The sequence below is a fragment of the Microbacterium yannicii PS01 genome (assembly GCF_000304335.1).
Classification (GTDB): Bacteria; Actinomycetota; Actinomycetes; order Actinomycetales; family Microbacteriaceae; genus Microbacterium; species Microbacterium yannicii_A.
In genome coordinates, this window is the sequence record NZ_CAJF01000031.1 from 1 (window position 1) to 22,947 (window position 22,947).

Consider the following 22,947-nt stretch of genomic DNA (forward strand, 5'->3'; position numbering starts at 1 on the left):
GCGCGATCACGAGCCCTTCGCGCACGAGGTCCAGCATCGCCTCGCGGATCGGGGTGGCCGACACCCCGAACTGCTCGCCCAGGCTCGGCGCCGAGTACACGCGCCCGGGCTGCATCTCGCCGCTGATGATCGCGGCGCGCAGTGCGCTCTTGACGGTGTCACGGATGCTCGGCTGCTTGCTCAGACGCACGAAGCCGCGCAGTTCGGGAACGGTCATCGGTACGCCTCCTCGGACGCGAGCGGTCCGTCCTGTCGCGTGGTCTCCATGATCCTCTCCACAACGGCCAGGTCTTCCCACGCCATGCCGACACCGGTGTACAGTGCCGGCGCACCGGGTCGGCGGGTCATCTCTCCGCGGACCAGCTCGGCGAGATTCCAGATCGGGTTCGCGCCGCTCGTCCACTCGTCGCCGCTGCGGGCGGCGGAGAGGTTGCCGTTCTCGCGCAGAGCGGACGCGCGCGCCTCGACCACGATGTCGGCCGAGCGGACGAGCCGCTCACCGACCTCGCGGTGACCGTGTCCGTGCGACCCGATCGCCGCCACGACGGCGTCCGGGCGGACGTCGTCGAGCTCGACCACCGGGGTCGACGACGATGTCGCCGTGATGACGACGTCGGCCTCGGCGAGCGTCTCGTGCGAGCCCCGATCGGCCGGCAGCCCGGCCGCGCGCAGCTCGGCGACGGCGGCCTCGACGCGGACAGGCCTGCGACCGACGATGCTCACGCGGCGGACCGGCGCGATCGCGGCGAGCGTGCGCGCGTGCTCGACGGCCTGGGGACCGGAGCCGACGACGACGAGGTGCTCGACCCCGGTTCGCGCTCCGTCAGGGTCAGCCGCGAGCAGACCTTCGATCGCGACGGCCGTCACAGCCGGGGTGCGCAGCGTCGTGAGCCGCGCTCCCTCGAGCACGGCGCGCGGCTGCAGCGTCTCGCGGTCGAAGAGGAGGTACCACGCATGGATCTTCGGAAGACCGCGCGTGGTGTTGCCGGGGGCGATCGTGGCGACCTTGATCCCCGCGGACGCGGCAGACTCCGCCGGCATCAGCAGGAACTCGCCGCCGGCGAGGGGCGCGAAGAGTCGCTCATGGTCGTGCTCGATGTCCCACCCGTCACGCAGCGCCGCCATGATCGCCTCGACGGCGGCGCGCCGAGAGACGGCTGCGTCGATCTCGGCCGCGCTCACGACCGGGATGCCGAGGGGAGGCGAGGTCACAGCTGGAACCCCCGAGGGAACGGGTCGGACGGGTCGAGCATGTACTGCGCGGTGCCGGTGACCCATGCGCGACCGGTGATCGTCGGGATGACCGCCGGAATGCCGGCCAGGGAGGTCTCTTCGACGAGCCGGCCGGTGAACGCCGTGCCGATGTACGACTCGTTCACGAAATCGGTGCCCAGGGGGAGCAGGCCACGTGCATGCAGCTGCGCCATGCGGGCGCTCGTGCCCGTGCCGCAGGGCGAGCGGTCGAACCATCCGGGGTGGATCGCCATCGCGTGGCGCGAGTGCAGCGCGGTGGAACCGGGGGCCTCGAGGTACACGTGATGGCACCCCTGAATGGTGGGATCGACCGGATGCCGGGGGTGATCCGCCGCCTCGACCGCCTCCATGATCGCCAGGCCCGCAGCGAGCAGGTCGTCCTTGCGTGCACGATCGAAGGGCAGCCCGAGGCTCTCGAGCGACACGATCGCGTAGAAGTTGCCGCCGAAGGCCAGGTCGTACGCCACGCTGCCGTAGCCGGGAACGTCGACGGTCCGGTCGAGTCCGACGACGAACGACGGCACGTTGCGGATCGTCACGCGGTCGGCATGGCCGTCGCTCACCGCGACGTCGGCGATCACGAGACCGGCGGGCGTGTCGAGCCGGATGGTCGTCACCGGCTCCGTGACCGGCACCATGCCGGTCTCGACGAGGACCGTCGCGACGCCGATCGTGCCGTGCCCGCACATGGGGAGGCATCCCGACACCTCGATGTACAGCACGCCGAAGTCCGCGTCGGCGCGCGTGGGCGGCTGCAGGATCGCGCCGCTCATCGCGCTGTGGCCGCGCGGCTCGTTCATGAGGAGCAGGCGGATGTCGTCGCTGTTCGCCATGAACCACTGACGACGCTCCTCCATCGTCGCGCCCGGAAGCACGCCCACGCCGCCGACGATGACGCGGGTGGGCATGCCCTCCGTGTGGGAGTCGACGGCGTGGAAGACGCGCTGCGATCGCATTTCAGGTCCTCGGGATCAGCGGTAGCCCTTGGCCAGCACGGCCTCGGTGTCGGCGATGATACGCGTGCGCACGTCCTCGGGAAGCGGCAGGCGCGGTGGGCGCGTGGTGATGCCGGCCGGGGCGACTCCGGCTACCTCCTGCGAGAGCTTGATCGCCTGCACGAACCACGTCTTGGAGTCCCAGCGCAGCAGCGGGTGAAGATCGCGGTAGATCTCGCGTGCCCGTACCCAGTCGGCCGGGTCGTCCGAGGTCGAGAGGTTGTACAGCTCGACGGTCGACGAGGGAATGGCGTTCGGGTAGCCGGCGACCCAGCCCACGGCGCCGTTGATGCCGAGCTCGAAGACGACGTCATCCGATCCGATCGAGATGTCGAGGCCCGGTGCCAGCTCGCGGATCTCGAAGGAGTGGCGCACATCGCCCGAGAACTCCTTCACCGACACGATGAGGCCCTCTTCGAAGAGGCGGGCGAGCAGGTCGGGGCGCAGATCGACCTTGGTGTCGATCGGGTTGTTGTAGGCGAGCACCGGCAGGCCGACGGCGGCCACCCGGCGGAAATGGTCGGCCACCTCGTCGTCGCTGGCGCGGTAGGCGTTGGGGGGCAGAAGCATGACGGCGGGCGCACCGTGCTCGGCGGCGTGCTCGGTCAGACGCACGCTCTCGAGTGCGCCGTACGCGCCGACGCCGGGAATGACGGCGGTGCCTTCGGGGGCGGCATCCATCGCCGTGAGGAACACCTGACGGCGCTCCTCCTCGGTCAGCGTCTGGTACTCGCCCAGCGACCCGTTCGGGATGATGCCCGTCACACCGTTCGAGGTGGTGAACCGCACGTGCTCGGCGTACGCGTCGTAGTTCACCGAGAAATCCGGATTGATGGGCAGGGTCGTGGCCAGGTTCACGCCGTGCCACGGCTGATGGTCGGTCATCTTCTCTCCTGAAGGTAGGTGCAATTGCAATGGTAATGGGGAATGGACGCGGCGTCTACACCGCCGGGCGAGGCGGCAGCACGAGCCGCCGGCGCGGTTCCTCGTTGCCCGCGCGGTCGGTTGCGGCGTACTCGAGCACCTGCTCGTCGTCGGTGAGCGCCCGGACGAAAGCCTCCTGGAACGTCGCCCAGAACGTGCCCGGTCCTTCCCATTGGATGCGCTCGGCGCCTGACACCTCGTCGGTGGCGACGAAGGTGACCTCGACGCTCGAGCCGAGCGGCTTCACACGGGCCTCCGTGCGCGGGGGAGTCGTGTCGATGTGAAGAGTGCGCGTGGCGGTCACCGCACGCCGCGCAGCGATGGCCCGCGCCTGGACGCGCACCGACCCCTCCCGCTCCAGGCGGAACGGACCCTCGTACGGTAGCCAGTCGCCGTCGGCGACGCGCACGTCGATGCGGTCCGGCGCGACGCCCTGCGAGGTCACCCGCACCGTGAGGACGGGCTGCGACGTGTGCCATCCGGAGGCGGCAGGCTCCGGCGAGAGGATCTCGATGAGAGGGACGGATGCCTCGTCCTCCGTGCCCGCGGATTCCTCCAGCCAGGCGCGAGCGGCGCGCACCTCGTCGGACTCCTCTCCGGCTGCATCGGCGGCCCGAAGCGCGGCGGCATCGAGCTCCAGCGCGCAGCGGAGCACCGTCCTCGCCTCGGCCGCACCCAGCAGGCCGTCCTCGCGGCCGCGACGGACGGAGTCGAGCACGCGAGCGACGAAGTCCACTCTGGTGCGCGGTGCCGGCTCGGCCCACACATCGTCCAGGACCGTGCTGCCATCCTCGCGATCACGCACACGCACACCCGTGTCGACGCCCGCGAAAGCGATCGTCTCATCGACCGCGCGCACGTACATGTGGTACCGCTCGGAAGACCCCGTCCACACGGGCTCGAACCGCACCCCTCCGAGCCGGGCCCCCTGCCCGGCGATGAGTCGCGCCTCGGGGTCGGGGTCGTCACCGAGGATCGTCCCGTCGAGCAGGCGGCGGCGGTCGAGCGCGACCTCCAGCCACGCGGTGCTGTCGGAACGCGCGACCAGGATGCTCGGGCCGTAGGCGAGGTGGCGGATATGCGGGTCGTCGGGCGTGGCCTCCGCTCGGAGTCCCATGGGCAGATCGACGACGAGCTCGTCGCCCGCGTTCCACTCGCGCTTCACAGGGGCGTAGCCACCCGGCTCGGCGGCGACGGCGAGAGCCTCGCCGTCGATGGTGGCAGTGGCGGGAGCCGACACCCACGCGGGGATGCGGAAATGGATCGTCAGGGGCAGCGGGTCGCGGCATCCGTCGATGCGCTCGATCCGGACGCGCACCTGGGATGCCAGCGGAAGGCCCGAGTCGACGACGACGCGCACGCCGCGCTCGTGCCACGTGAGCTCGGCGGACGCGTGCGGGTTGATCCACAGCTCGGCGTCCTCACCCGTGCCGTGGAAGAACACCGCGTCCTGGTACTTGACGTGGTTCTCGAGCCCCGTGCCGCCGCAGCATGTGCCGACGTTGTCGAACTCGGGCAGTGCGCCCGGATGCACCGGGAACATGTAGGTGACTTCGGGGCTCGTCTCGGAGCGGATGTCGCGACGCGACGCGAGGATGTGGTTCAGCAGACCGCGCTCGTAGTACTCCATGTACGCCGGGTCGAGGGTGTGCTGGAACAGCAGCTTCGCGAGCTTGAGCAGGTTGTAGGTCGCGCACGTCTCGGCATTGCGGTGCCCGATGTCGCCTGCGACACGGCCGGCCGGCCCCCACAGCTCGCTCTCTCCGGTGCCGCCGTGGGCGTACATGCGCCCGGGCACCACCTGGTCCCACAGCCCGATGGCCGCGTCGAGGTAGGCGGCCTCGCCGGTGGACTCGTACTCGCGGACGTAGCCGATCAGCTGCGGCAGGTGCTGATTCGCGTGCATGCCGTCGAGGATGTCGCGGCCCGAGGCGCCTGCCGCGATGAGGCCGTGCTGGTCGAACATGCGCGCCGTCTCGAGGAAGAGCGGCTCGTCCGCGACGACGCTGAGCCGCGCCAGCGTCTCGTTCATGCCGCCGAACTCCCCGGCGATGTACAGCGACCACATGTGCTGGCGGCGGGCGTCGTCGAGCCGGGACAGCCGGCCGTTCACCCAGTGGGCCATCGCCGTCACGACGTCGAGCGCCTGCTCGTCGCCGGTCAGCTCATATGCGTCGAGAAGGCCGGCCATGATCTTGTGGCAGGTGTAGTACGGCGCCCAGATCTCGCCGTACGGTGCGCCGTCCTCGAGGCGGGCGAACTGCCACTCGCCGTAGGCGGCGAGGAACCCCGGGTGCGAGTAACGCCCGGTCGCGGCGAGAGCGCTCTGCACTTCGGCGAGTCCGGCGACGAACTCCGAGACCTTCTCGCGAAGGGACTCGTCGCGCTCGTCCACGGCCGCCATGGACAGCATCGACAAAAAGTGACCGGCGTAGTGTCCGCGCAGCAGGTTCGCCGTCTGAGCCGCTTCGCGGCCGGGGTAGTCGTGCTCGCCCCACGCCTCTTCGGCGGGGTGGCCGAAGTCCTCCCACGACCCGGGCGGCTGCGCGCCGCGCGTGTCGAGGCCGGCATTGGCGCGGAAGACGGCGAGGAGTCGGTCCACCGGGTAGACGCGGGCGAGATGAAGCATCTCCCTCCGGGCACGCTGGTAGACGCTCGCGTCGCCCAGCCGCACATCGGCCAGCGGAAACTCGAGGGCTCGCCGTGTGGTCGTCGCGGCGCTCACGACGTCGGTCCGAGGTGGGCCCGCGTCCAGGCCTCGACGCCGTCGGCGTCGATCGGGAGCGCGGCCGAGAGGACGTCGGAGCCGGATCCGGTGACGAGGACGTCGTCCTCCAGCCGGACGCCGATGCCGCGCAGCTCCGGCGGCAGCGTGAGGTCGTGCGCATGGAAGTACAGACCGGGTTCGACAGTCATCACGACGCCCGGTTCCAGATCGGCGCCCATGTAGTCCTCGTACTGCGCCTGGCTGCAGTCGTGCACATCGAGCCCCAGGTGGTGCCCGATGCCGCAGGCGAGGTAGCGACGATGGTGCTGGCCCGCCGGCGAGAGCGCTTCGTCGACCGACACCGGCAGGAGGCCCCAGTCGTGAAGCCCCTGGGCGACGACCTCCATCGCAGCGAAGTGGAAGTCCAAGTAGGGGGTGCCGGGCCGGATCTGGTCGAGACCGGCGCGGTGCGCCTTCTCGACCAGGTCGTGCACCGCGCGCTGCGCCGTGCTGAACGTGCCCGTGGCCGGGACGGTGCGGGTGACGTCGGCGGTATAGAGCGAGTGGGCCTCGACACCCATGTCGAGCAGCAGTGCGGCGTGGGGAAGCACGGGGCCGTCGCATCGCACCCAGTGCAGGATCGGGGCGTGCGCTCCCGAGCCGACGATGGTCGAGTAGCCCGGACCGTTGCCGAACGTGCGCGCGTGGCGGTCGAATGTGCCCTGCAGCCATCGTTCGCCGAGCCCGTCCCGGATCGCTCGCGGCACCTCGGCGACCACGGCGGCGAACCCGTCGACGGTCGCATCGACGGCGGCGCGGAGCTGGGTGATCTCCCACTCGTCCTTGACCATCCGCAGCCGCGACATCGTGCGCTCGAGCTCCGGAGACGCGACCGCGTCGAGTCCGCCCGCGAGGTGCGCGGCGGACCGAGCGGCCAGAGCGCCCCGAAGCTCGTTGTGCCGGGCGTCGAGGGCCTCGAGGGGCTCAACGGTGATACTCAGCGCATCGGACCACTCGGGCAGCCCTGCAGAGGGGCCGACCCACAGCTCGCCGTGCATGGCGTTCGAGAAGAAGCCGGCGTCGCCCGGGCGGAAGGGGCGCGGGAGGTACAGCACGGCGTCGTGACCGCCGGGGACCGCCCACATCACGAGCACGGCGTCCTCGACCTGGCAGCCGCTGAGCCACACGAAGTTGCTGTCGGCACGGAAGCCGTAGGCGGCGTCGTCGTTGCGGATCGGGGCGGAGCCGGAAGCCACGACGAGCGTCTGCCCGGGCATCGCCGCGCTCAGGCGCGAGCGGTGTGCTGCGGCTGCCTCTGAGGTGCCGGCGGGCATCGTCGGGCGCACGGGCACGTCGTCCCACCCCGACGCGATGAACTCGGTGAACGCCGGAATCCCGGCGAGCCGCGGGTAGCGTGTGCCGGCATAGGGCGGCCGGACGGGCGCCGCGTGGTGGTGGTGCGTCATCGCTTTTCTCCTCCGCGGTCGCGGACGATGTCCCGCAGTGCGGTGAACGTCCGTCCCGATCCGATTCCGTCGTGCTCGAATTCGTTGGTGACCCAGTACTGCGAGTTGCCGATGCGGGAGAGCGAGTCCAGCTGGAGCCCCGCATCGACGTACATGTCGTCGAAGTACACCGCCGCGGCGAGCGGCACCTCCGATGCCTCCAGCCGGGCCGCATCGTACAGAGGCGTCCAGGCGGTGCGCTCGGAAAGGGCGTGTGCGGCGTCGCGGAACCCGCGCAGCAGTCGCACCTCGTCGAACATCCACGGGAAGGCCATCTCGCCGGTGAACAGCAGCGGTCGCCGGTCCGGGGAGAACTCCGGGCGCGCGTCGCGGGCGCGCTGAGCCGCCCAGGCCGTGGGCCCGCTCTCCGGGTCGCCGTAGATGGACTCCTGCAGGGTCCAGAAGAGCGGGTTCCCGGCGCTCGACGTCAGGATCATCGTGTCCTGGAGGAAGGCGGTCGACAACCGTCCCGGCCGCGCGAAGGCCTTCTCGACCAGCCAGTGCAGCCGCTCGTGACCGGGCTTCATGCCGAGGTCGATCCCCAGCGACTGGAACCGGTGCACGCTCAGCCGGTCGCCGTCGGGCAGGAGCACCTCCTCCTGCTCGAGGTGATCCGCGATCCGGCCGATCGCCTCGGCGTCCTCCGGAAAGCGGCGGTACAGCTCGGCGGTCTTGCGCGCGACGCGGCCGAAGGTGCGGGCGTACACCTCGTCGGCGCGCGGCGGTGTGCCCGGGATGCCCCCGCAGACGTAGCACGCGGCGAGCGCTTCGGGGGCGAGGGAGAGGTAGGTCAGGGTGAGGAAGCCGCCATAGCTCTGCGCGAGGGTCGCCCAGCGACGCCCGCCGTAGCGGGTCATGCGCACGTGCTCGAGGTCGCGCACGATCGAGTCGGCTCGGAAGAGCGCGAGCAGGTCGGCGCCGGCCGCTGCGTCGAGCGGCGCGACGTCGACTGCCTCGAGGGGATGACTGCGGCCGGTACCGCGCTGGTCGACCAGCACGATGCGGTAGTCGTGGAGCGCCTCTTCGATCCAGCCGTCGCTCCGGAGCGGGCGGGGGTTGGCTCCGCCGGGGCCTCCCTGGAGGTACGTCAGGAGGGGCAGGTCGTCGTCGCGCCGTTCGGGATCGACGAGTTCGCGCACGAAGACCGAGATGGACCGGCCCGCCGGGTCGTTCCAGTCCAGGGGAACGTCGACGAACGTCTCGGTGACGTGGATGCCGGGAAGGTGGTAGGTCGTGGTCATGAGGCCTCCGATGCCAGCGCCGCGCGGCGCCGCTCCGCCTCGCGGCGACGCGCATCCCACTCGGGATCGATGCGCGGCACGGCGGCGAGGAGTGTGCGGGTGTAGTCGTCTTGAGGGTCGGTGAAGATCTGGTCCCGCTCGCCCTGCTCCACTATCCGCCCGCGGCTCATCACCGCGACGCGGCTCGCGATCTGGCGCACGACCGCCAGGTCGTGGGCGATGAAGAGGTAGCCGAATCCCTCGTCCCGTTGCAGCGAACGGAGCAGGTTGACGACCTGCGCCTGGACCGAGACGTCGAGGGCCGAGACGGCCTCATCGCAGATGACGAGCTTGGGCTTCACCGCGAGGGCTCGCGCGATCCCGATGCGCTGCGCCTGCCCTCCCGAGAACTGGGCGGGGTAGCGGCCGGAGTGGTCCGGATTCAGGCCGACCCGATCCATGAGATCGCGTGTGAACGAGCGGGCGCCGCCGGGGATCTTGCGCTTCTGGTAGCGCAGGGGTGCCGTCACGAGTGCCTCGACGGTGTGCCGGGGGTTCAGCGATGAGTAGGGATCTTGGAAGATCACCTGGACGTCGCTGCGGAAGGCGTGCAGCGACCGGCCCCTCAGGGTCGTGACATCCCGCCCCTCGAACTCGACGGTTCCCGACGTCGGGTCCATCAGGCGCGCGACGAGCCGCGCCGTGGTGGACTTGCCCGAGCCGGACTCGCCGACGAGCGCGAGCGTCTCACCGTGGCGCACCTCGAACGAGACGTCGTCGACCGCACGGAACGTCGTGGGCCGGCCGAGCATCGAGGCGTGGGTGGTGAACTCCTTCACCAGCGCCGTCGCGCGGCACAGGGGCGCGGCATCCGTCATCGCTTCTCCTTCTCGGTCACGACGGGGATCGCCGTGGTCCGCAGCTCGCCGATCCGGTCGTCGATTCGCGGCACCGCGTCGAGCAGCCGTCGCGTGTACTCGTGCTGCGGGTCGCTGAACACGTCTTCGACGGCGCCCTCCTCGACGAGGCGTCCGCCGCGCATCACGACGATGCGATCGGCGACCTCGCTCACCACAGCGAGATCGTGCGTGATGAGGATGAGGCCGGCCCCGGTGTCGCGGCGGATCTCGGCGAGCAGATCGAGGATCTGAGCCTGGACCGTGACGTCGAGCGCCGTCGTCGGCTCGTCCGCGATGATCAGGTCGGGCTCCATGCTCAGCGCCATCGCGATCATGATGCGCTGGCGCATGCCGCCCGAGAACTGATGCGGATAGTGGTCGGCGCGTCTCGCGGCGTCGTGGATGTGGACGCGCTCCATCGCCTCGATCGCGACCCGCTTCGCCTGCTTCCGCGAGACGCCGGTGCGGTGCGACCGGTACGCCTCGGCGATCTGCACGCCGACGGTGTAATAGGGGTTCAGCGACGACAGCGGGTCCTGGAAGATCATCGCGATGCGATCGCCTCGGATGCGGCGCATGGCGTTTCCTCGGACGGAGAGCAGATCCTGACCGTCGAAGCGGATGCTGCCGCTCGCGCTGCCGCCCTTGGGAAGCAGTCCCATGATGGCCAGGCTCGTCATGGACTTGCCCGACCCGGATTCGCCGACGATGCCGAGGGCGCCGCCGCGCGGGACCGAGAAGGCCACCGAATCCACGACGCGTGCCACGCCGTTCGCGGTGCGGAACTCGACGCTCAGGTCGTCGACGCGGAGCAGGTCGTCCGTCGGATGATGCACCATGTCTCCCCTCATGCGCGGGCCGCCGTCCGCACGCGCGGATCGATCGCCGTGTAGAGCAGGTCCACGACGAGGTTGCCGACGATGACGAAGAACGCCGACAGCAGAGTCACGGCCATGATGACCGGCTGGTCGTTGGACGAGATCGAATCGGCCGTCAGCTTGCCCACGCCGTTCAGGCCGAACACGGTCTCGGTGATCACGGCGCCGCCGAGGAGGCCCGCGATGTCCATGCCGAAGATGGTGACGATCGGGGTGAGCGCCGGTCGCAGCGCGTGCCGCCGCCACACCAGTGACGAGCTCAAGCCCTTGGCATTCGCAGTGCGGACGAAGTTCTCCTGCAGCGTCTCGATGACATTCGCCCGGGTCAGCCGCGTGTACACGGCGGCGTACCCGACGGCCAGGACGATCCACGGCATCAGGAAGTTGAGGAACCACTGGCCGGGATCCTCCGAGAAGGGAACCGCCTGCGGGAAGGGCAGCCAGCCGAGGGCGACGACGAGGACGAACTGCAGCAGCAGCGCCAGGACGTAATTGGGGATCGACATCGCGCCGAGCGTCAGCCCGGCGAAGAAGCGGTCGGCGAACTTGCCCTCGTACACGGCGCTCAGCACGCCGCCCACGAGTCCTCCGATGAGCCACAGCACGGCCGCGCCGATCGCGATCGTCGCCGAGATCGGCAGGCGCTGGACGATCATGTCGGTCACGAGCTGCCCGGTCTGGAAGGAGTACCCGAGGCAGGGTGCGGGGCAGGTCACGACCGCGCCCGCGACGACGTACTCACGGCCGGTGAACAGTCCCGTCACGTACTCCCAGAACTGCGTCCAGAACGGCTGGTCGAGCCCCAGGTTCATGCGGATCTGCTCGATGCGCTCCGGCGTGCAGTTCTTGCCGCAGATCTGCACGGCCGGATCGGGCGAGAGCACGAAGAAGATGACGTAGGTGAAGAGGGTCACCAGGAAGAGCACGACGAGCATGCCCAGGAGGCGCGAGCCGGCGAAGCGGATCATGCGCGCACCTCCGCGCTGCCGATGAGTGCCCGGATGCGGTCTCCCAAGGTGGTGAACGACAGCACGAGCAGGAAGAGGAAGGTGCCGGGGATGATGAAGTACATGGGGTCGACGGCGTACCACGGGGCGGCCGCCGCGATCATCTGACCCCAGCTGGGGGTCGGCGGGACCACGCCGACGCCGAGGAACGACAGGCCCGCCTCGGTGCCGATGTACCCCGGCACGGCGAGCGTGGCCATGACGACGATCGTCGACACGAGGTTCGGCAGAATCTCGCGGAAGATGATCTGCGCTCCCGAGGCGCCGGAGGCGCGCGCCGACTCGACGAACTCGCGCTCCTTCAGCGACAGCGTCTGCGAACGCACGATGCGGGCGAGGTACGGCCAGCCGAACAGCGAGATCACCACCACGAGGAGCACGATGCGGTTGTCGGACGGAAGCGCGGAGAGGATCGCGATCATGAAGATGAGCGCGGGAAAGGCCATCAGGAACTCCATGACGCGCGAGATGGCGGTGTCGATCCACCCGCCGAAGTAGCCGGCGAGCAGCCCGAAGACCACGCCGAGGATCGTGGTGAGGATGGTGGCCGACAGGGCGACCGTCATCGACACACGGGCGCCGTAGGCGATGCGCGCGAAGATGTCGCGGCCGCTCCCGGGCTCGACGCCGAACCAGTGGTCGGCGCTGATGCCGCCCAGCGGCCCGAGCGGGATGGAGCCCATATTCGGGTCGATCGCGGTCTGATCGAACTCGTACGGTCCCCAGCCGCTGATCATGACGATCAGCGGCGCGAAGATCGCCATGAGCAGGATCAGGACGATGTATCCGAGCGAGAGCATCGCCGGGACGTCGGTGAGGAACCCGCGGAGGAGTTTCCGGCCAGCGGCCGGGGGTGACTCCAGTGACTCTTCGAGTACTGGGTCACCGCCCGGCGTGGCCTCGACCTCGATGGCGGTCGAGGGGATGGTCATGCTCAGCCCTTCGAGGGGTCCTTCAGACCCACGATCGTGAGATCGGTCATGTTCGTGCTGGGGTGGTAGCCGGCGATGTTCTCACCCGGCAGGAAGATGCCGTTCTCGAAGACCAGCGGTGCGATCGGAGCGAGCTCCATGATCTGCTCGTCCAGGTCACCCCATGCCTGGTTGGCCTCGTCGACATCCGTCATCGCACGCACCTCGGCGATCCGCGCGTTGACGGCGGGGTCGTTCAGCTGGGCGAGGTTCTGGTTGCCCTTCTCGGTGATCATCGCGCCATCGAACAGCGGCGGGATGAACGTGCTCGCGGACGAGGCCCAGTCCGGGCACCAGCCCGTGATGGCCGCGTCGTTCTGCTGGGAGGGGGTGGCGATGGTCTCGTAATAGATCGCGGTGTCGATCACGTTCAGGTTGACCGTGATGCCGACCTTCTCGAGCGACTCCTGGACGGCCTCGGCCTGCGCCTGCATGGCCGGCTGCGAGCGGATGTCGAGCGTGAACTCGAAGCCGTCCGCCAGACCCGCTTCTGCGAGCAGCGCCTGCGCCTCTTCGGCATTGCCGCCCTCGTCGGTCGCGGGGTAGAGGTCGAAGTCGCGGTGGCCGTTGACCGCCGGCGGGATGATCGTGGTCGCAACGTCTGCGAGCTGGTTGCCGCCCGAGGCGTTCTGCACCGTGGTGCGGTCCAGGGCCCAGTTGACGGCCTGACGAACCCGCACGTCGTCGAACGGCGCCTTGGTGGTGTTCATCGACATGTAGGTCGTGCAGAAGGCCGGCGCCTTGATCGCGCGCTCCTGCAGCTCGGCGGTCTGGATGCGCGGCAGCGCGGCCCCGCTGATCTTGCCGGCGATCGCGTTGGCGTCGGCGCCCTGCCCGGCGATCATCCGCTCTTCGATCGTGGCGGCGTCGATGCCCATGTCGAACTGCCACTCGTCGGGATACGCCTTGCGCACGTCGTCGGAGTCGGCGCTCCAGTGCTCGTTGCGCACCAGCGTGATGGTGCTGCCGGGGGTGTAGCTGTCGAGCGTGTACGGTCCCGAGGCGATGACGTCGTTGATGAACTCGTCGCCGCCGCCGGTTCCGAGCGGGAAGGGCACGGCGTTGGACTGCGCGAGCACGTTGTCGAACTCGGGGAAGGGTGCCTTGAGGTGGAAGACGATGGTCTTCTCATCCGGTGTCTCGATGGTCGGGATCTCGCCCGAGACATACGGGCCCTGATAGTCGGCCGGAGCGTCGATCACGTTCTTCAGGTACGGCGAGCCGATGCCGATCTGCGGGTCCCATGCACGCGAGATGCCGAACTTGACCTCGGCCGAGGTGATGGGATCGCCGTTGTCGAAGGCGAGGTCGTCCTTGAGCGTGTACGTCCAGGTGAGGCCGTCCTCGGACGGCGTGCCGAGCGACTCGGCGAGGTCGGGGACGATCGCGTTGGGGTCGTCCGCGTCGCCCGCCGCCTGCATCGTGAGGCCCCGGTAGAGCAGGCGGTAGAACGCGTTCACGCCGCCGTCCCAGCCGCGTGCCGGGTCGAGGTACGAGAAGTCGGCGTTCTGGAGCATGTGCACCGTGCCGCCCTGCTGCGGCTCACCCGATGAGGCCTGCGAGCTCTCGGAGGGCGATCCGCCGCCGGAGCAGCCGGCCAGCAGCAGCGCTGCGCTCAGACCGGCGACGAATACTCCGGTGACTCTCTTCTTGACGGTCATCTGTTCGACCATTCCTTCCTCTTGCTCCGTTGCGTCGAGTGACCCAACAATGAAACAACATGACGGTGCAATGTACAACTGCACCTAATACCTCATCCGTTCTATCCGGTGAGATCGGCTACGGCGAACGTCGTGACCGAATCGTCATTCAAAGCGGCAGGTTGTTTACGAGCGCGAAACACGCGTCGTGCGCTCGTGGTCAGAGAACAGCCCCCACCATGGCCTCGCCGAGTGGGGTGCGGCGGTGCAGCACGCGCGCACCGTCACGGGCGCTCGCGACCAGTCCCGCGTCGCGCAGCACCGTGAGGTGGTGTGACGCCGTCGACAGAGCGAGAGCCGTGTCGGTCGCGACCTGCGACGTGGTGCGCGGCTCGTGCGCGTCGAGCAGGATGCGCGCCCGGGCCGGCCCGAGCAGGGCGCCGAGGACATCCACCACATCGGCGGGATCACGTGCCCAGGTCGCCGTGACGCCTTGAGCCGGATAGAACAGCGTGGGCTGAGCGGGCGGTTCGGTGAGCACGTTGCAGCCGGTGGTCCCCATGACCGACGGCACCAGGACGAGTCCGCTGCCGCGGCAGTCGACGATCTCGCTCCAGATGCGCATCGTCACGCGCACGGCGCCATCGGCCCAGTCGACGCGGTCGTGCAGCGTCGCGATCATGCCGCCGATCCCGCTCTCGGCGATCCTTCTCGTGCGCACGGCGATGTCGGCACGCAGAAGGCGCTCGAGCTGCGGCCACACCGGGGCGAGGGCCGCGTTCCACAGTGACAGCCATGCGTCGGCGATCATCGTCCGCGCCCGGTCCGGATGGTCCAGCATGCGCTGCACCGCGTCGCGGTTCGCGCCTTCGGACCGCACGAGCACCTTCGTCATGTCGACGTCGAAGCGGGCGTCGTCGATGTCGCGCAGCCGTTCGGACTCCGCCTCGGGCGTGAGCTCCCAGGTCGGCGTGGTCGTGAGGAAGTCGGGGAAGTAGCCGTCCTCACGGATGAGCAGCGCGAGCACCTCGAAATCCTCGCGGGGAATCGTCCCGCGGGTGGATCGAAGCCAGCCCCACTGCAGTGGGTAGCTGTCAGGGCGGTGCAGCGCCCGCACCGCGTGACAGAGCTCGTGGCCGGGTGAGACCCCGAATCGGATGGCCGTGAGGTCGTCCGGGGCGAGCCGGAAATCCACGTACTTTCGATCCACATCGAAAGGATAGGGGCGGCGATGCCGTAGCGACAGGCTGGACGCACACCACCAGATCGGAGGAATCATGAACACGCAGATCCCCGCCGTCGTTCCGGCCGTCGAGCTCGGCATCGGCACCGGACGCACGCGCCGGTTCATCGGCGCCGAGCACTCCGCCGGCGTCTCGTACTTCTTCGTCGACAACGAACCCGGCCAGGGGCCCGACATCCACCGTCACCCGTATCCCGAGACGTGGGTCGTGCTCGAAGGAGAGGCGCGCATCACCGTCGGCGACGCGACGATCCATGCGGTCGAGGGGGATACGGCGACCGCTCCCGCCGGCATGTGGCACGGCTTCAAGAACTGCGGCGCCGGCCGGTTGCGCGTGCTCTGCATCCACGCCTCGGACCGCATCATCCAGGAATGGCAGGACGCACCCGGCGTCCTCGACATCCCCTGACCCCACAAGGAGAAGACATGAGTTTTCAGGCCTACCTCGACGCCGTCGAGACCAAGACCGGACTGACGCCGCGGCAGCTCGTCGAGCTCGCCCACGAGAAGGGGTTCGACCAGACGACCAAGGCCACGCCGATCGTCGAGTGGCTCGCCGCCGACTACGGTCTCGGTCGTGGCCACGCGATGGCGATGGTCCACGTCATCACGAAGGGCCCGCGGATCAGCGACAAGCACGTCCAATCCGGCGGAACGCACTCGGATCCTGCGAACGAGCTGTGGCTGGACGGCAAAGCCACCAATCCGAACCCGTAGCCGTTCCGCCTCCGGTCCTCGGCTCGGCCTCGGACTGGATCCGTCCGTCGGGGCGCGTCAGTCGCGCCCCGACCGGCGGAATACGGTCCGAACCCAGGAGCGGATGCCGCCGCCCCGGCGCTCTGCCCGCGCCTCCACCTCGGCGGCCGCTGCGGCGTCTGCCCGAGCGAACCGCGCGTCCCGCCGCTCGCGCCACGCAGCGACCTCGCCGTCGACATCGCGGAGCGCGGTCACGACCGGCGGACCGCCCAGCAGCTGACGTCGAGCCTCGATGACCCGGCGGTTGAAGCCCTCGACCGCTTCGCGGACATCCTGCTCGCGAGTGAGCGCATCGAGCCTGCCGGAGAGCTCGCGATCCTCGACCCGCAGCATCAGTGCGGGCGGACCGAGTCCGGTCAGACGCTCGGTCTCGATCTTGCGGCGGATCCACCAGTCGGGATCGTGTCCCTGGCCGAGTCCGGGGATCGGCTTGCCTGCACCGGGCAGGTCGTCGAAGTCGCCGCGCCGGATCGCCTGCTGGATCGATGTCTCGACGTACGCCGCACGATCCACGGCGTTCGCGGCGCGCGTGCGCGAACCGGATGCCTCGACCTCGGGCGAGGCGGTCTGGGACCCGTCCGAGCCTCCGTCGTCGGTGGGATCCGCTTCCGGTGTGGTCCCGACACCCTCGTCCCGCGCGAGCCTGTCGACGCGGTAGCGGGCGGCGGCGAGCCGGGGGTCCTCGGTCATGATCCCGCGGTGTGATCCCGCCAGGAGTGCTGCGGGGCGTAGCCGAGCAGGCGGCGGGCCTTGTCGATGGACAGCAGGGTGTCGTGGTCGCCCAACTCACCGTTCGCAGGCACATCCGGGAACACCTCGGCGACCAGCTCGGCGTTCGGGCGGGACATCACGGTGTCGGCGGCGGCGATGATGTACGTCTCGAACCCGGGCGGTGCGACCTCGAGCGCACGCTGGATGGCCTGCGCCCCGTCGCGCGCGTCGATGTAGCCCCAGAGGTTCCACTTGCGCTGCCGTGCGTCGGCGTCGAACGTCGGGAACTCCGGGTAGTCCTCCGGCACCATGACGTTCGAGAACCGCAGACCGGTGATCGATAGCTCGGGGTTCCAGCGCACGAGCTCGACGGCCATGCGCTCTTCGAGCGTCTTGACCAGCGAGTAGACCGACTCGGGCCGGGGCGGATACTCCTCGTCGACCGGGATGTACGGCGGCGGCACGTCGAAGGGAAGGCCGAGCACCGTCTCGCTCGATGCGTAGACGATGCGACGGATGCCGAGCCTCGCGGCCGCCCAGAACACGTTGAACGTCGCACCCATGTTGTTGTGGAAGGTGGCGACGTCGCTGCGGATGCCCGGTGCCGGTATGGCTCCGAGGTGCACGACGGCATCGATCCCGTCGTGCTTGTCGTTGACCCCGGCGAGGGCGTCGACCACCTGTCCGTAGTCGGTGAGATCGACCTGCACGAAGTCGGGTCCGCGGGTTCCGACGACATCGATGCCGAGGACCTCGTAGCCGGCCGCGCGCAGCTCGCGAGCGACGACCGAGCCGAGCTTTCCGGACGAGCCGGTGAGTGCGATGCGCATGCTTAACAGCGTGCCACGCCCTCCGGGCGACTCGGCGAGAGTGAGCCGAATCCGTCGCTGCCACTAGGGTGAGCGCGATGGATGGCCACGCACCGACTCCCGCCGCACGCGAGACCGCCGGTCGCGTGGGTGTGCGCGATGTCGCGCGAGCGGCCGGCGTATCGACGCAGACGGTGTCGCGCGTCATCAACGACCACCCGCACATCCGCCCCGAGACGCGCAGCCGCGTGCTCGACGCGATGGCCGAGCTCGGATACCGGGTCAACAACGCCGCCCGCACGCTCGGCACGCGCACCAGCCGGACGCTGGGCGTCATCGCCTCGGACGCCACGCTGTACGGCCCCTCCGTCGGCATCGCCGCCCTCGAGGCGGCGGCGCGCGACGCCGGCCGGTGGACCGCGACGGCATACGCCGATGCCTCGGCCGAGGCATCCGTCCGGGACGCCGCAGAACGGCTGCTCGGGCAGGGTGTCGACGGGCTCATCCTTCTCGCACCGCACGCGGCGACCCTCGCTTCGCTCTCCGAGGCCTATCCGGGCGTCGCGGTGGCGGCGCTGCATGTCGGCCCCGGTGCGGTGCGGCAGGAGGACGGCGCGATGCTGGCGGTGTCGCATCTCGTCGAGCTCGGGCACCGGCGCATCGGTCGTGTCGTGGGACCCGCGGACTGGATCGAGGCGCGCTCGCGCGATGCCGGTGTCGCGCGTGCGATCGCCGAGGCGAACCTCGAGCCCGGGCCGCTGTGGACCGGGGACTGGTCCGCCGCCTCGGGCGCTGCGGTCGCCGGCGACATCGCCGCAGCGGTGCGGAATGAGCCGGGCCCGACCGCGATCGCCGCGGCGAACGACCAGATGGCGCTCGGGCTCATCGCCGGGCTGCGCGCCGCAGGTCTCGACGTTCCGGGTGACGTCAGCGTCACCGGCTTCGACGACAATCCCGATGCCGCGTTCTACCGTCCGGCCCTGACCACGGTCGGACTCGATCTCGCGGGCGAGGCGCGCAGCGCCGTGGCCCAGGTCCTGGGTGCGCCGACGCCGATCGTCGGCGATCCGCGGCTCTTCGTGCGCGCGTCCACCGCGCCTCCCCGACGCTGAGAGGCGACGATGCCCGACCTGCGCTCGTACCGTTCTCAGGACTGCCGCGCGAGGCGACCGGTGCCACCCCGCGCGATTCCGCCGTGGAGCGTCGCCGGCGACTCGCTCGATCCTGCGCCGGGTACAGGGTCATGCTTTACCGGAAGCGGTGTTACCGGTAACATCGATCGCGTCGCCTCGTACGCGGCAGCATCCACGAGAACCCGATGGAGGACCCCGTGACGAGCCCCAGCCCGGCGACCCCGACGCCTCACTCCAGTCCGGAAGTCGAGGCATCCATCGCCGCCATCCGTCAGCAGGTGGCGACGCTCCACGGCGAGCTGGTGCGGTATGGCCTGGTGGTGTGGACGGGCGGCAACGTCTCGGGGCGGGTGCCGGGTGCGGATCTGTTCGTGATCAAGCCGTCGGGTGTGTCGTACGACGAGCTGGCGCCGGAGAACATGATCCTGTGCGATCTGGACGGGAATGTGGTTCCCGGCACGCCGGGCAGTGACCGGTCGCCTTCCAGTGACACGGCGGCGCACGCGTATGTGTATCGGAACATGCCGGAGGTCGGCGGGGTCGTGCACACCCATTCGACGTTCGCGGTGGCGTGGGCGGCGCGGGCGGAGGAGATCCCGTGCGTGATCACGGCGATGGCCGATGAGTTCGGTGGACCGATCCCGGTGGGGCCGTTCGCGATCATCGGCGACGACTCGATCGGCCGGGGCATCGTCGAGACGCTGAGCGGGCATCGCTCTCGGGCGGTGCTGATGCAGAACCACGGTCCGTTCACGATCGGCGCTTCGGCCAAGGATGCCGTGAAGGCGGCGGTGATGGTCGAGGACGTGGCCCGCACGGTGCACTACGCGCGGGAGGCGGGCCCGTTGGTGCCGATCCCGCAGGACGCGATCGACAGCCTGTACGACCGCTACCAGAACGTCTACGGACAGAGCGGAGACGAACGGCGATGACTCTTCGGCCAGACGCAGAGGCGCGGGAGGATGCCGCAGCCCAGGCGATCCGCGAGGGCCGCACCGCGCAGATCCTCGAGGGTCGCACCGCGCTGGGCATCGAGTTCGGGTCCACCCGCATCAAGGCCTGCCTGATCGCGCTCGACGACCCCACCGTGGTGCTCGGCGTCGGCTCCCACGCGTGGGAGAACCGGTTCGAGCACCGCACCTGGACGTATTCGCTCGACGATGTGTGGAGAGGGCTGCAGGATGCCTACGCCGCACTCGTCGCCGACGTCCACGAGCGGCACGGGGTCCGCCCCGACACGTACGGCGCGATCGGCGTCTCGGCGATGATGCACGGCTATCTCGCGTTCGACGAGGCCGACGAGCTGCTCGTGCCGTTCCGGACTTGGCGCAACACCACGACCGGGGCGGCCGCCGCCGAGCTCACGGCGTCGTTCGGTCTCAACATCCCGCTGCGGTGGTCGATCGCGCACCTGCATCAGGCGGTGCTCGATGACGAGCCGCACCTGTCCCGTGTGCGCTTCGTCACCACCCTGGCCGGCTACGTCCACTTCCGCCTCACGGGCCGGCGGGTGCTGGGCGTCGGCGACGCCTCGGGGATGTTCCCGATCGACTCCGTCACCGGCGACTACGACGCCGACCTGCTCGCGCGGTACGACGCGCTGGCGGCGGACCGGCTTCCGGCCCGCAGCGTCCGTGACCTGCTTCCCGAGGTGCTCGGCGCCGGTACGGCAGCCGGTGACCTGACCGCCGAGGGCGCCGCACTGCTCGACCCGACCGGTGCGCTGCGCCCCGGCATCCGTCTGTGTCCGCCTGAGGGCGACGCCGGAACCGGCATGGTCGCGACCAACGCGGTCGCCCCGCGCACCGGAAACGTCAGCGCGGGGACGAGCATCTTCGCGATGGTCGTGCTCGAGCGGCCGCTGGAGCACGTGCATCACGAGCTCGACCTCGTCACGACTCCGGCGGGCGATCCGGTCGCAATGGTGCACTGCAACAACGGCGCGAGCGAGCTCGCCGCGTGGGCGGGTCTCTTCGAGCGCTTCGCCGTGGCGGCCGGTACGCCGGTCGCGGCCGACGCGGTCTACGAGACGCTGTTCCGCGAGGCGCTCGCCGGCGAGGCCGACGCCGGCGGGCTGCTCGCCTACAACCACCTCGCGGGCGAGCCGATCGCTGGGCTGACGGAGGGGCGGCCGCTGTTCGTGCGCACGCCCGACAGCCGCTTCACCCTCGCGAACGCCATGCGCGCGCAGCTCTACGGCGTCTTCGGCACCCTGGCCCTCGGCATGCGCGTGCTCGAGGGAGAGGGTGTCGCGCTGGATCGCATGTTCGCGCACGGCGGCATGTTCCGCACCGCCGGCGTCGCCCAGCGCTTCCTCGCGGGCGCGCTCGACGCCCCCGTGTCGGTCGGCGACACCGCCGCCGAGGGCGGCGCGTGGGGCGTCGCGGTGCTGGCCGCGTTCGCCGCAGAGGTCGGGGGAGCGGTCCCCACGCCTCCTCACGGCGGCGCCGGCGCGCCGCGGCGAGCGTCCGAGCCCGTGGGACCAGCCGCGGCCGCGACATCCGGAAGAGACCTGTCGGCCTATCTCGACGACCGCGTCTTCGCGCACGCCCCGATCGACACCGCCGATCCCGATCCGGCCGACGTCGCCGGCTTCGCCGCGTACCTCGACCGCTACCGCGCCGGCCTGGCCGTCGAAGCCGCCGCCGTCTCCGCTCTCTGACCCACCGTGTCCCGATCTCTGGCGCCCATGTCCCCGTTCTCGCCGGTAGAGGCCTCTCTATCGAGCGGAAATGGGGCACGGATGCCGCGGACTCACTGAACTGAAGGAATCCCATGACCCGCACGCCTCTGTCCACCACCCTCGACTCGTACGAAGTCTGGTTCGTCACCGGCAGCCAGAACCTCTACGGCGATGAGACCCTCCGTCAGGTCGCCGAGCAATCGCAGCAGGTGGCCGACGGTCTGTCGTCGCTGCCGGTGAAGGTCGTCTGGAAGCCGGTCCTCAAGGACTCCGACTCGATCCGCAAGCTGGCGCTGGAAGTGAACGCCCGCGACGACGTGATCGGCGTCATCGCCTGGATGCACACCTTCAGCCCCGCGAAGATGTGGATCGCGGGCCTCGACGCCCTTCAGAAGCCGCTGCTGCACCTGCACACGCAGGCCAACGTCGAGCTGCCGTGGGCCGACATCGACTTCGACTTCATGAACCTCAACCAGGCCGCGCACGGCGACCGCGAGTTCGGGTACATCCAGACCCGCCTCGGCGTCGCCCGCAAGACCGTGGTCGGTCACGTGTCGAACCCGGCCGTGAAGCAGCAGATCGAGGACTGGCAGCGCGCCGCCGCCGGATGGTCGGCCGCCCGTACGCTGAAGCTCGCACGATTCGGCGACAACATGCGCTACGTCGCGGTCACCGAGGGCGACAAGACCGAGGCCGAGCTGCGGTTCGGCGTGCAGGTCAACACGTGGGGTGTGAACGAGCTGGTGGAAGCGGTGGATGCCGCGGCCGAGGCCGACGTCGACGCCCTGGTCGCGGTGTACCTCGACGAGTACGACGTGGCCGACGAGCTGCTGCCCGGTGGGGCGCGGCACCAGTCGCTGCGTGACGGCGCGGCGATCGAGCTCGGCCTGCGCTCCTTCCTCGAGGAAGGCGGCTTCGGCGCCTTCACCACGTCGTTCGAAGACCTCGGGGCGCTGAAGCAGCTGCCGGGGCTCGCGGTGCAGCGGCTCATGGCCGAGGGGTACGGCTTCGGTGCCGAAGGCGACTGGAAGACGGCGATCCTCGTTCGCGTCGCGAACGTGATGGGCGCGGGCCTCCCGGGTGGCGCAAGTCTCATGGAGGACTACACCTACGACCTCGTCCCCGGCTCGGAGCGGATCCTCGGTGCCCACATGCTCGAGGTGTCGCCGTCGCTGAGCTCCGCGAAGGCGCGCCTCGAGGTGCACCCGCTCGGCATCGGCGGCAAGGAGGACCCGGTGCGCCTCGTGTTCACCGCCGACCCGGGCCCGGCCCTCGTCGTGGCGATGAGCGACATGCGCGACCGGTTCCGCCTGGTCGCCAACGTCGTCGAGAACGTCGAAGCCCCCGACCTGCCGAAGCTTCCGGTCGGCCGGGCGGTGTGGAAGCCCGCGCCGGACTTCGCGACGTCGGCCGGCTGCTGGCTCGCGGCCGGTGCCGCCCACCACACCGTCATGACGACCGCGGTCGGCATCGAGGTGTTCCGCGACTTCGCCGAGATCGCCAAGACGGAGCTCGTCGTCATCGACGAAGACACCACGCTCCGCGGCTTCCAGCGGGAGCTGCGCTGGAACCAGGCCTACTACCGTCTGGCCCAGGGCCTCTGACCCTCGAG

At 69.9% G+C, this 22,947-nt stretch carries 21 protein-coding genes; 6 read left to right on the plus strand and 15 right to left on the minus strand.

Annotated features, from left to right (window positions below; genetic code table 11):
- The 13 genes from WYM_RS20480 to WYM_RS15520 all read right to left on the minus strand — a co-directional run.
- A partial coding sequence (locus tag WYM_RS20480) for a GntR family transcriptional regulator (protein WP_040569420.1) occupies positions 1–217 on the minus strand: 217 nt, incomplete at its 3' end.
- A complete protein-coding gene (locus WYM_RS20485; RefSeq protein ID WP_019181748.1) occupies positions 214–1,212 on the minus strand; it encodes an ornithine cyclodeaminase family protein in 999 nt (332 codons plus the stop codon). The genes WYM_RS20480 and WYM_RS20485, both read right to left, overlap by 4 nt.
- Entirely contained in the window at positions 1,209–2,210 is a 1,002-nt protein-coding gene (locus WYM_RS15470) for a proline racemase family protein (protein ID WP_019181749.1), read from the minus strand. Before WYM_RS15470 ends, WYM_RS20485 begins: the two co-directional genes overlap by 4 nt.
- A gap of 15 nt (positions 2,211–2,225) precedes the next feature.
- Positions 2,226–3,134 (minus strand): dihydrodipicolinate synthase family protein, encoded by a 909-nt coding sequence (locus WYM_RS15475; RefSeq protein ID WP_019181750.1) that lies wholly within the window; start codon positions 3,132–3,134, stop codon positions 2,226–2,228.
- Between the two features lie 55 nt (positions 3,135–3,189).
- A complete protein-coding gene (locus tag WYM_RS15480; RefSeq protein ID WP_019181751.1) occupies positions 3,190–5,898 on the minus strand; it encodes a beta-L-arabinofuranosidase domain-containing protein in 2,709 nt (902 codons plus the stop codon).
- Positions 5,895–7,346 carry an aminopeptidase P family protein gene (locus WYM_RS15485; protein ID WP_019181752.1) on the minus strand — a complete coding sequence of 484 codons (1,452 nt, stop codon included), beginning with the start codon at positions 7,344–7,346 and terminating at the stop codon, positions 5,895–5,897. Before WYM_RS15485 ends, WYM_RS15480 begins: the two co-directional genes overlap by 4 nt.
- Positions 7,343–8,626 carry an alpha/beta fold hydrolase gene (locus WYM_RS15490; RefSeq protein ID WP_026059854.1) on the minus strand — a complete coding sequence of 428 codons (1,284 nt, stop codon included), beginning with the start codon at positions 8,624–8,626 and terminating at the stop codon, positions 7,343–7,345. The genes WYM_RS15485 and WYM_RS15490 overlap by 4 nt, the downstream gene beginning before the upstream one ends.
- Positions 8,623–9,483, minus strand: a complete 861-nt coding sequence (locus WYM_RS15495) for an ATP-binding cassette domain-containing protein (protein ID WP_019181754.1) — start codon at positions 9,481–9,483, stop codon at positions 8,623–8,625. The genes WYM_RS15490 and WYM_RS15495 overlap by 4 nt, the downstream gene beginning before the upstream one ends.
- Positions 9,480–10,343 carry an ABC transporter ATP-binding protein gene (locus tag WYM_RS20490; RefSeq protein WP_019181755.1) on the minus strand — a complete coding sequence of 288 codons (864 nt, stop codon included), beginning with the start codon at positions 10,341–10,343 and terminating at the stop codon, positions 9,480–9,482. Before WYM_RS20490 ends, WYM_RS15495 begins: the two co-directional genes overlap by 4 nt.
- 8 nt (positions 10,344–10,351) lie before the next feature.
- On the minus strand, positions 10,352–11,350 hold the full coding sequence (locus tag WYM_RS15505; protein WP_019181756.1) for an ABC transporter permease: 999 nt from the start codon (positions 11,348–11,350) through the stop codon (positions 10,352–10,354).
- A complete protein-coding gene (locus WYM_RS15510; protein ID WP_019181757.1) occupies positions 11,347–12,321 on the minus strand; it encodes an ABC transporter permease in 975 nt (324 codons plus the stop codon). The genes WYM_RS15505 and WYM_RS15510 overlap by 4 nt, the downstream gene beginning before the upstream one ends.
- A gap of 2 nt (positions 12,322–12,323) precedes the next feature.
- The gene (locus WYM_RS15515; RefSeq protein ID WP_157525250.1) at positions 12,324–14,021 is read right to left on the minus strand and encodes an ABC transporter substrate-binding protein; all 1,698 of its coding nucleotides are present in this window, start codon (positions 14,019–14,021) and stop codon (positions 12,324–12,326) included.
- Positions 14,022–14,220: 199 nt separating this feature from the next.
- Positions 14,221–15,210 carry an ArsR/SmtB family transcription factor gene (locus WYM_RS15520; protein ID WP_026059855.1) on the minus strand — a complete coding sequence of 330 codons (990 nt, stop codon included), beginning with the start codon at positions 15,208–15,210 and terminating at the stop codon, positions 14,221–14,223.
- A 67-nt stretch (positions 15,211–15,277) separates the two neighbouring features.
- Here WYM_RS15520 and WYM_RS15525 point away from each other — a divergent pair, with 67 nt between their 5' ends.
- Together WYM_RS15525 and WYM_RS15530 are read left to right on the plus strand one after the other, a co-directional pair.
- On the plus strand, positions 15,278–15,652 hold the full coding sequence (locus tag WYM_RS15525; RefSeq protein ID WP_019181760.1) for a cupin domain-containing protein: 375 nt from the start codon (positions 15,278–15,280) through the stop codon (positions 15,650–15,652).
- Positions 15,653–15,669: 17 nt separating this feature from the next.
- A complete protein-coding gene (locus WYM_RS15530; protein ID WP_019181761.1) occupies positions 15,670–15,960 on the plus strand; it encodes a DUF4287 domain-containing protein in 291 nt (96 codons plus the stop codon).
- Between the two features lie 57 nt (positions 15,961–16,017).
- Here WYM_RS15530 and WYM_RS15535 read toward each other — a convergent pair whose 3' ends face one another.
- Both WYM_RS15535 and WYM_RS15540 read right to left on the minus strand, forming a co-directional pair.
- A complete protein-coding gene (locus WYM_RS15535) occupies positions 16,018–16,689 on the minus strand; it encodes a DUF1992 domain-containing protein (RefSeq protein ID WP_019181762.1) in 672 nt (223 codons plus the stop codon).
- The gene (locus WYM_RS15540; RefSeq protein WP_019181763.1) at positions 16,686–17,540 is read right to left on the minus strand and encodes an NAD-dependent epimerase/dehydratase family protein; all 855 of its coding nucleotides are present in this window, start codon (positions 17,538–17,540) and stop codon (positions 16,686–16,688) included. Before WYM_RS15540 ends, WYM_RS15535 begins: the two co-directional genes overlap by 4 nt.
- 77 nt (positions 17,541–17,617) lie before the next feature.
- Here WYM_RS15540 and WYM_RS15545 point away from each other — a divergent pair, with 77 nt between their 5' ends.
- From WYM_RS15545 to araA, 4 genes are all read left to right on the plus strand, one after another.
- Complete coding sequence (locus WYM_RS15545; RefSeq protein ID WP_019181764.1) at positions 17,618–18,631, plus strand: LacI family DNA-binding transcriptional regulator; 1,014 nt, start codon at positions 17,618–17,620, stop codon at positions 18,629–18,631.
- A 206-nt stretch (positions 18,632–18,837) separates the two neighbouring features.
- On the plus strand, positions 18,838–19,584 hold the full coding sequence (locus WYM_RS15550) for an L-ribulose-5-phosphate 4-epimerase (RefSeq protein WP_019181765.1): 747 nt from the start codon (positions 18,838–18,840) through the stop codon (positions 19,582–19,584).
- Positions 19,581–21,314, plus strand: coding sequence for a xylulokinase (locus WYM_RS15555; protein WP_019181766.1), 1,734 nt, complete (start codon positions 19,581–19,583; stop codon positions 21,312–21,314). Before WYM_RS15550 ends, WYM_RS15555 begins: the two co-directional genes overlap by 4 nt.
- A 113-nt stretch (positions 21,315–21,427) precedes the next feature.
- Positions 21,428–22,939 (plus strand): L-arabinose isomerase, encoded by a 1,512-nt coding sequence (gene araA, locus WYM_RS15560; RefSeq protein WP_019181767.1) that lies wholly within the window; start codon positions 21,428–21,430, stop codon positions 22,937–22,939.
- The last annotated feature ends 8 nt before the right edge of the window (positions 22,940–22,947 follow it).

Coding starts and splice junctions, on each gene's coding strand:
- WYM_RS15470 (WP_019181749.1), bottom strand. CDS start 2,210: ATGCGATCGCAGCGCGTCTTCCACGCCGTCGACTCCCACACGGAGGGC.
- WYM_RS15475 (WP_019181750.1), bottom strand. CDS start 3,134: ATGACCGACCATCAGCCGTGGCACGGCGTGAACCTGGCCACGACCCTG.
- WYM_RS15485 (WP_019181752.1), bottom strand. CDS start 7,346: ATGACGCACCACCACCACGCGGCGCCCGTCCGGCCGCCCTATGCCGGC.
- WYM_RS15490 (WP_026059854.1), bottom strand. CDS start 8,626: ATGACCACGACCTACCACCTTCCCGGCATCCACGTCACCGAGACGTTC.
- WYM_RS15495 (WP_019181754.1), bottom strand. CDS start 9,483: ATGACGGATGCCGCGCCCCTGTGCCGCGCGACGGCGCTGGTGAAGGAG.
- WYM_RS20490 (WP_019181755.1), bottom strand. CDS start 10,343: ATGGTGCATCATCCGACGGACGACCTGCTCCGCGTCGACGACCTGAGC.
- WYM_RS15505 (WP_019181756.1), bottom strand. CDS start 11,350: ATGATCCGCTTCGCCGGCTCGCGCCTCCTGGGCATGCTCGTCGTGCTC.
- WYM_RS15510 (WP_019181757.1), bottom strand. CDS start 12,321: ATGACCATCCCCTCGACCGCCATCGAGGTCGAGGCCACGCCGGGCGGT.
- WYM_RS15515 (WP_157525250.1), bottom strand. CDS start 14,021: ATGACCGTCAAGAAGAGAGTCACCGGAGTATTCGTCGCCGGTCTGAGC.
- WYM_RS15525 (WP_019181760.1), top strand. CDS start 15,278: ATGAACACGCAGATCCCCGCCGTCGTTCCGGCCGTCGAGCTCGGCATC.
- WYM_RS15530 (WP_019181761.1), top strand. CDS start 15,670: ATGAGTTTTCAGGCCTACCTCGACGCCGTCGAGACCAAGACCGGACTG.
- WYM_RS15535 (WP_019181762.1), bottom strand. CDS start 16,689: ATGACCGAGGACCCCCGGCTCGCCGCCGCCCGCTACCGCGTCGACAGG.
- WYM_RS15540 (WP_019181763.1), bottom strand. CDS start 17,540: ATGCGCATCGCACTCACCGGCTCGTCCGGAAAGCTCGGCTCGGTCGTC.
- WYM_RS15545 (WP_019181764.1), top strand. CDS start 17,618: ATGGATGGCCACGCACCGACTCCCGCCGCACGCGAGACCGCCGGTCGC.
- WYM_RS15550 (WP_019181765.1), top strand. CDS start 18,838: ATGGAGGACCCCGTGACGAGCCCCAGCCCGGCGACCCCGACGCCTCAC.
- WYM_RS15555 (WP_019181766.1), top strand. CDS start 19,581: ATGACTCTTCGGCCAGACGCAGAGGCGCGGGAGGATGCCGCAGCCCAG.
- araA (WP_019181767.1), top strand. CDS start 21,428: ATGACCCGCACGCCTCTGTCCACCACCCTCGACTCGTACGAAGTCTGG.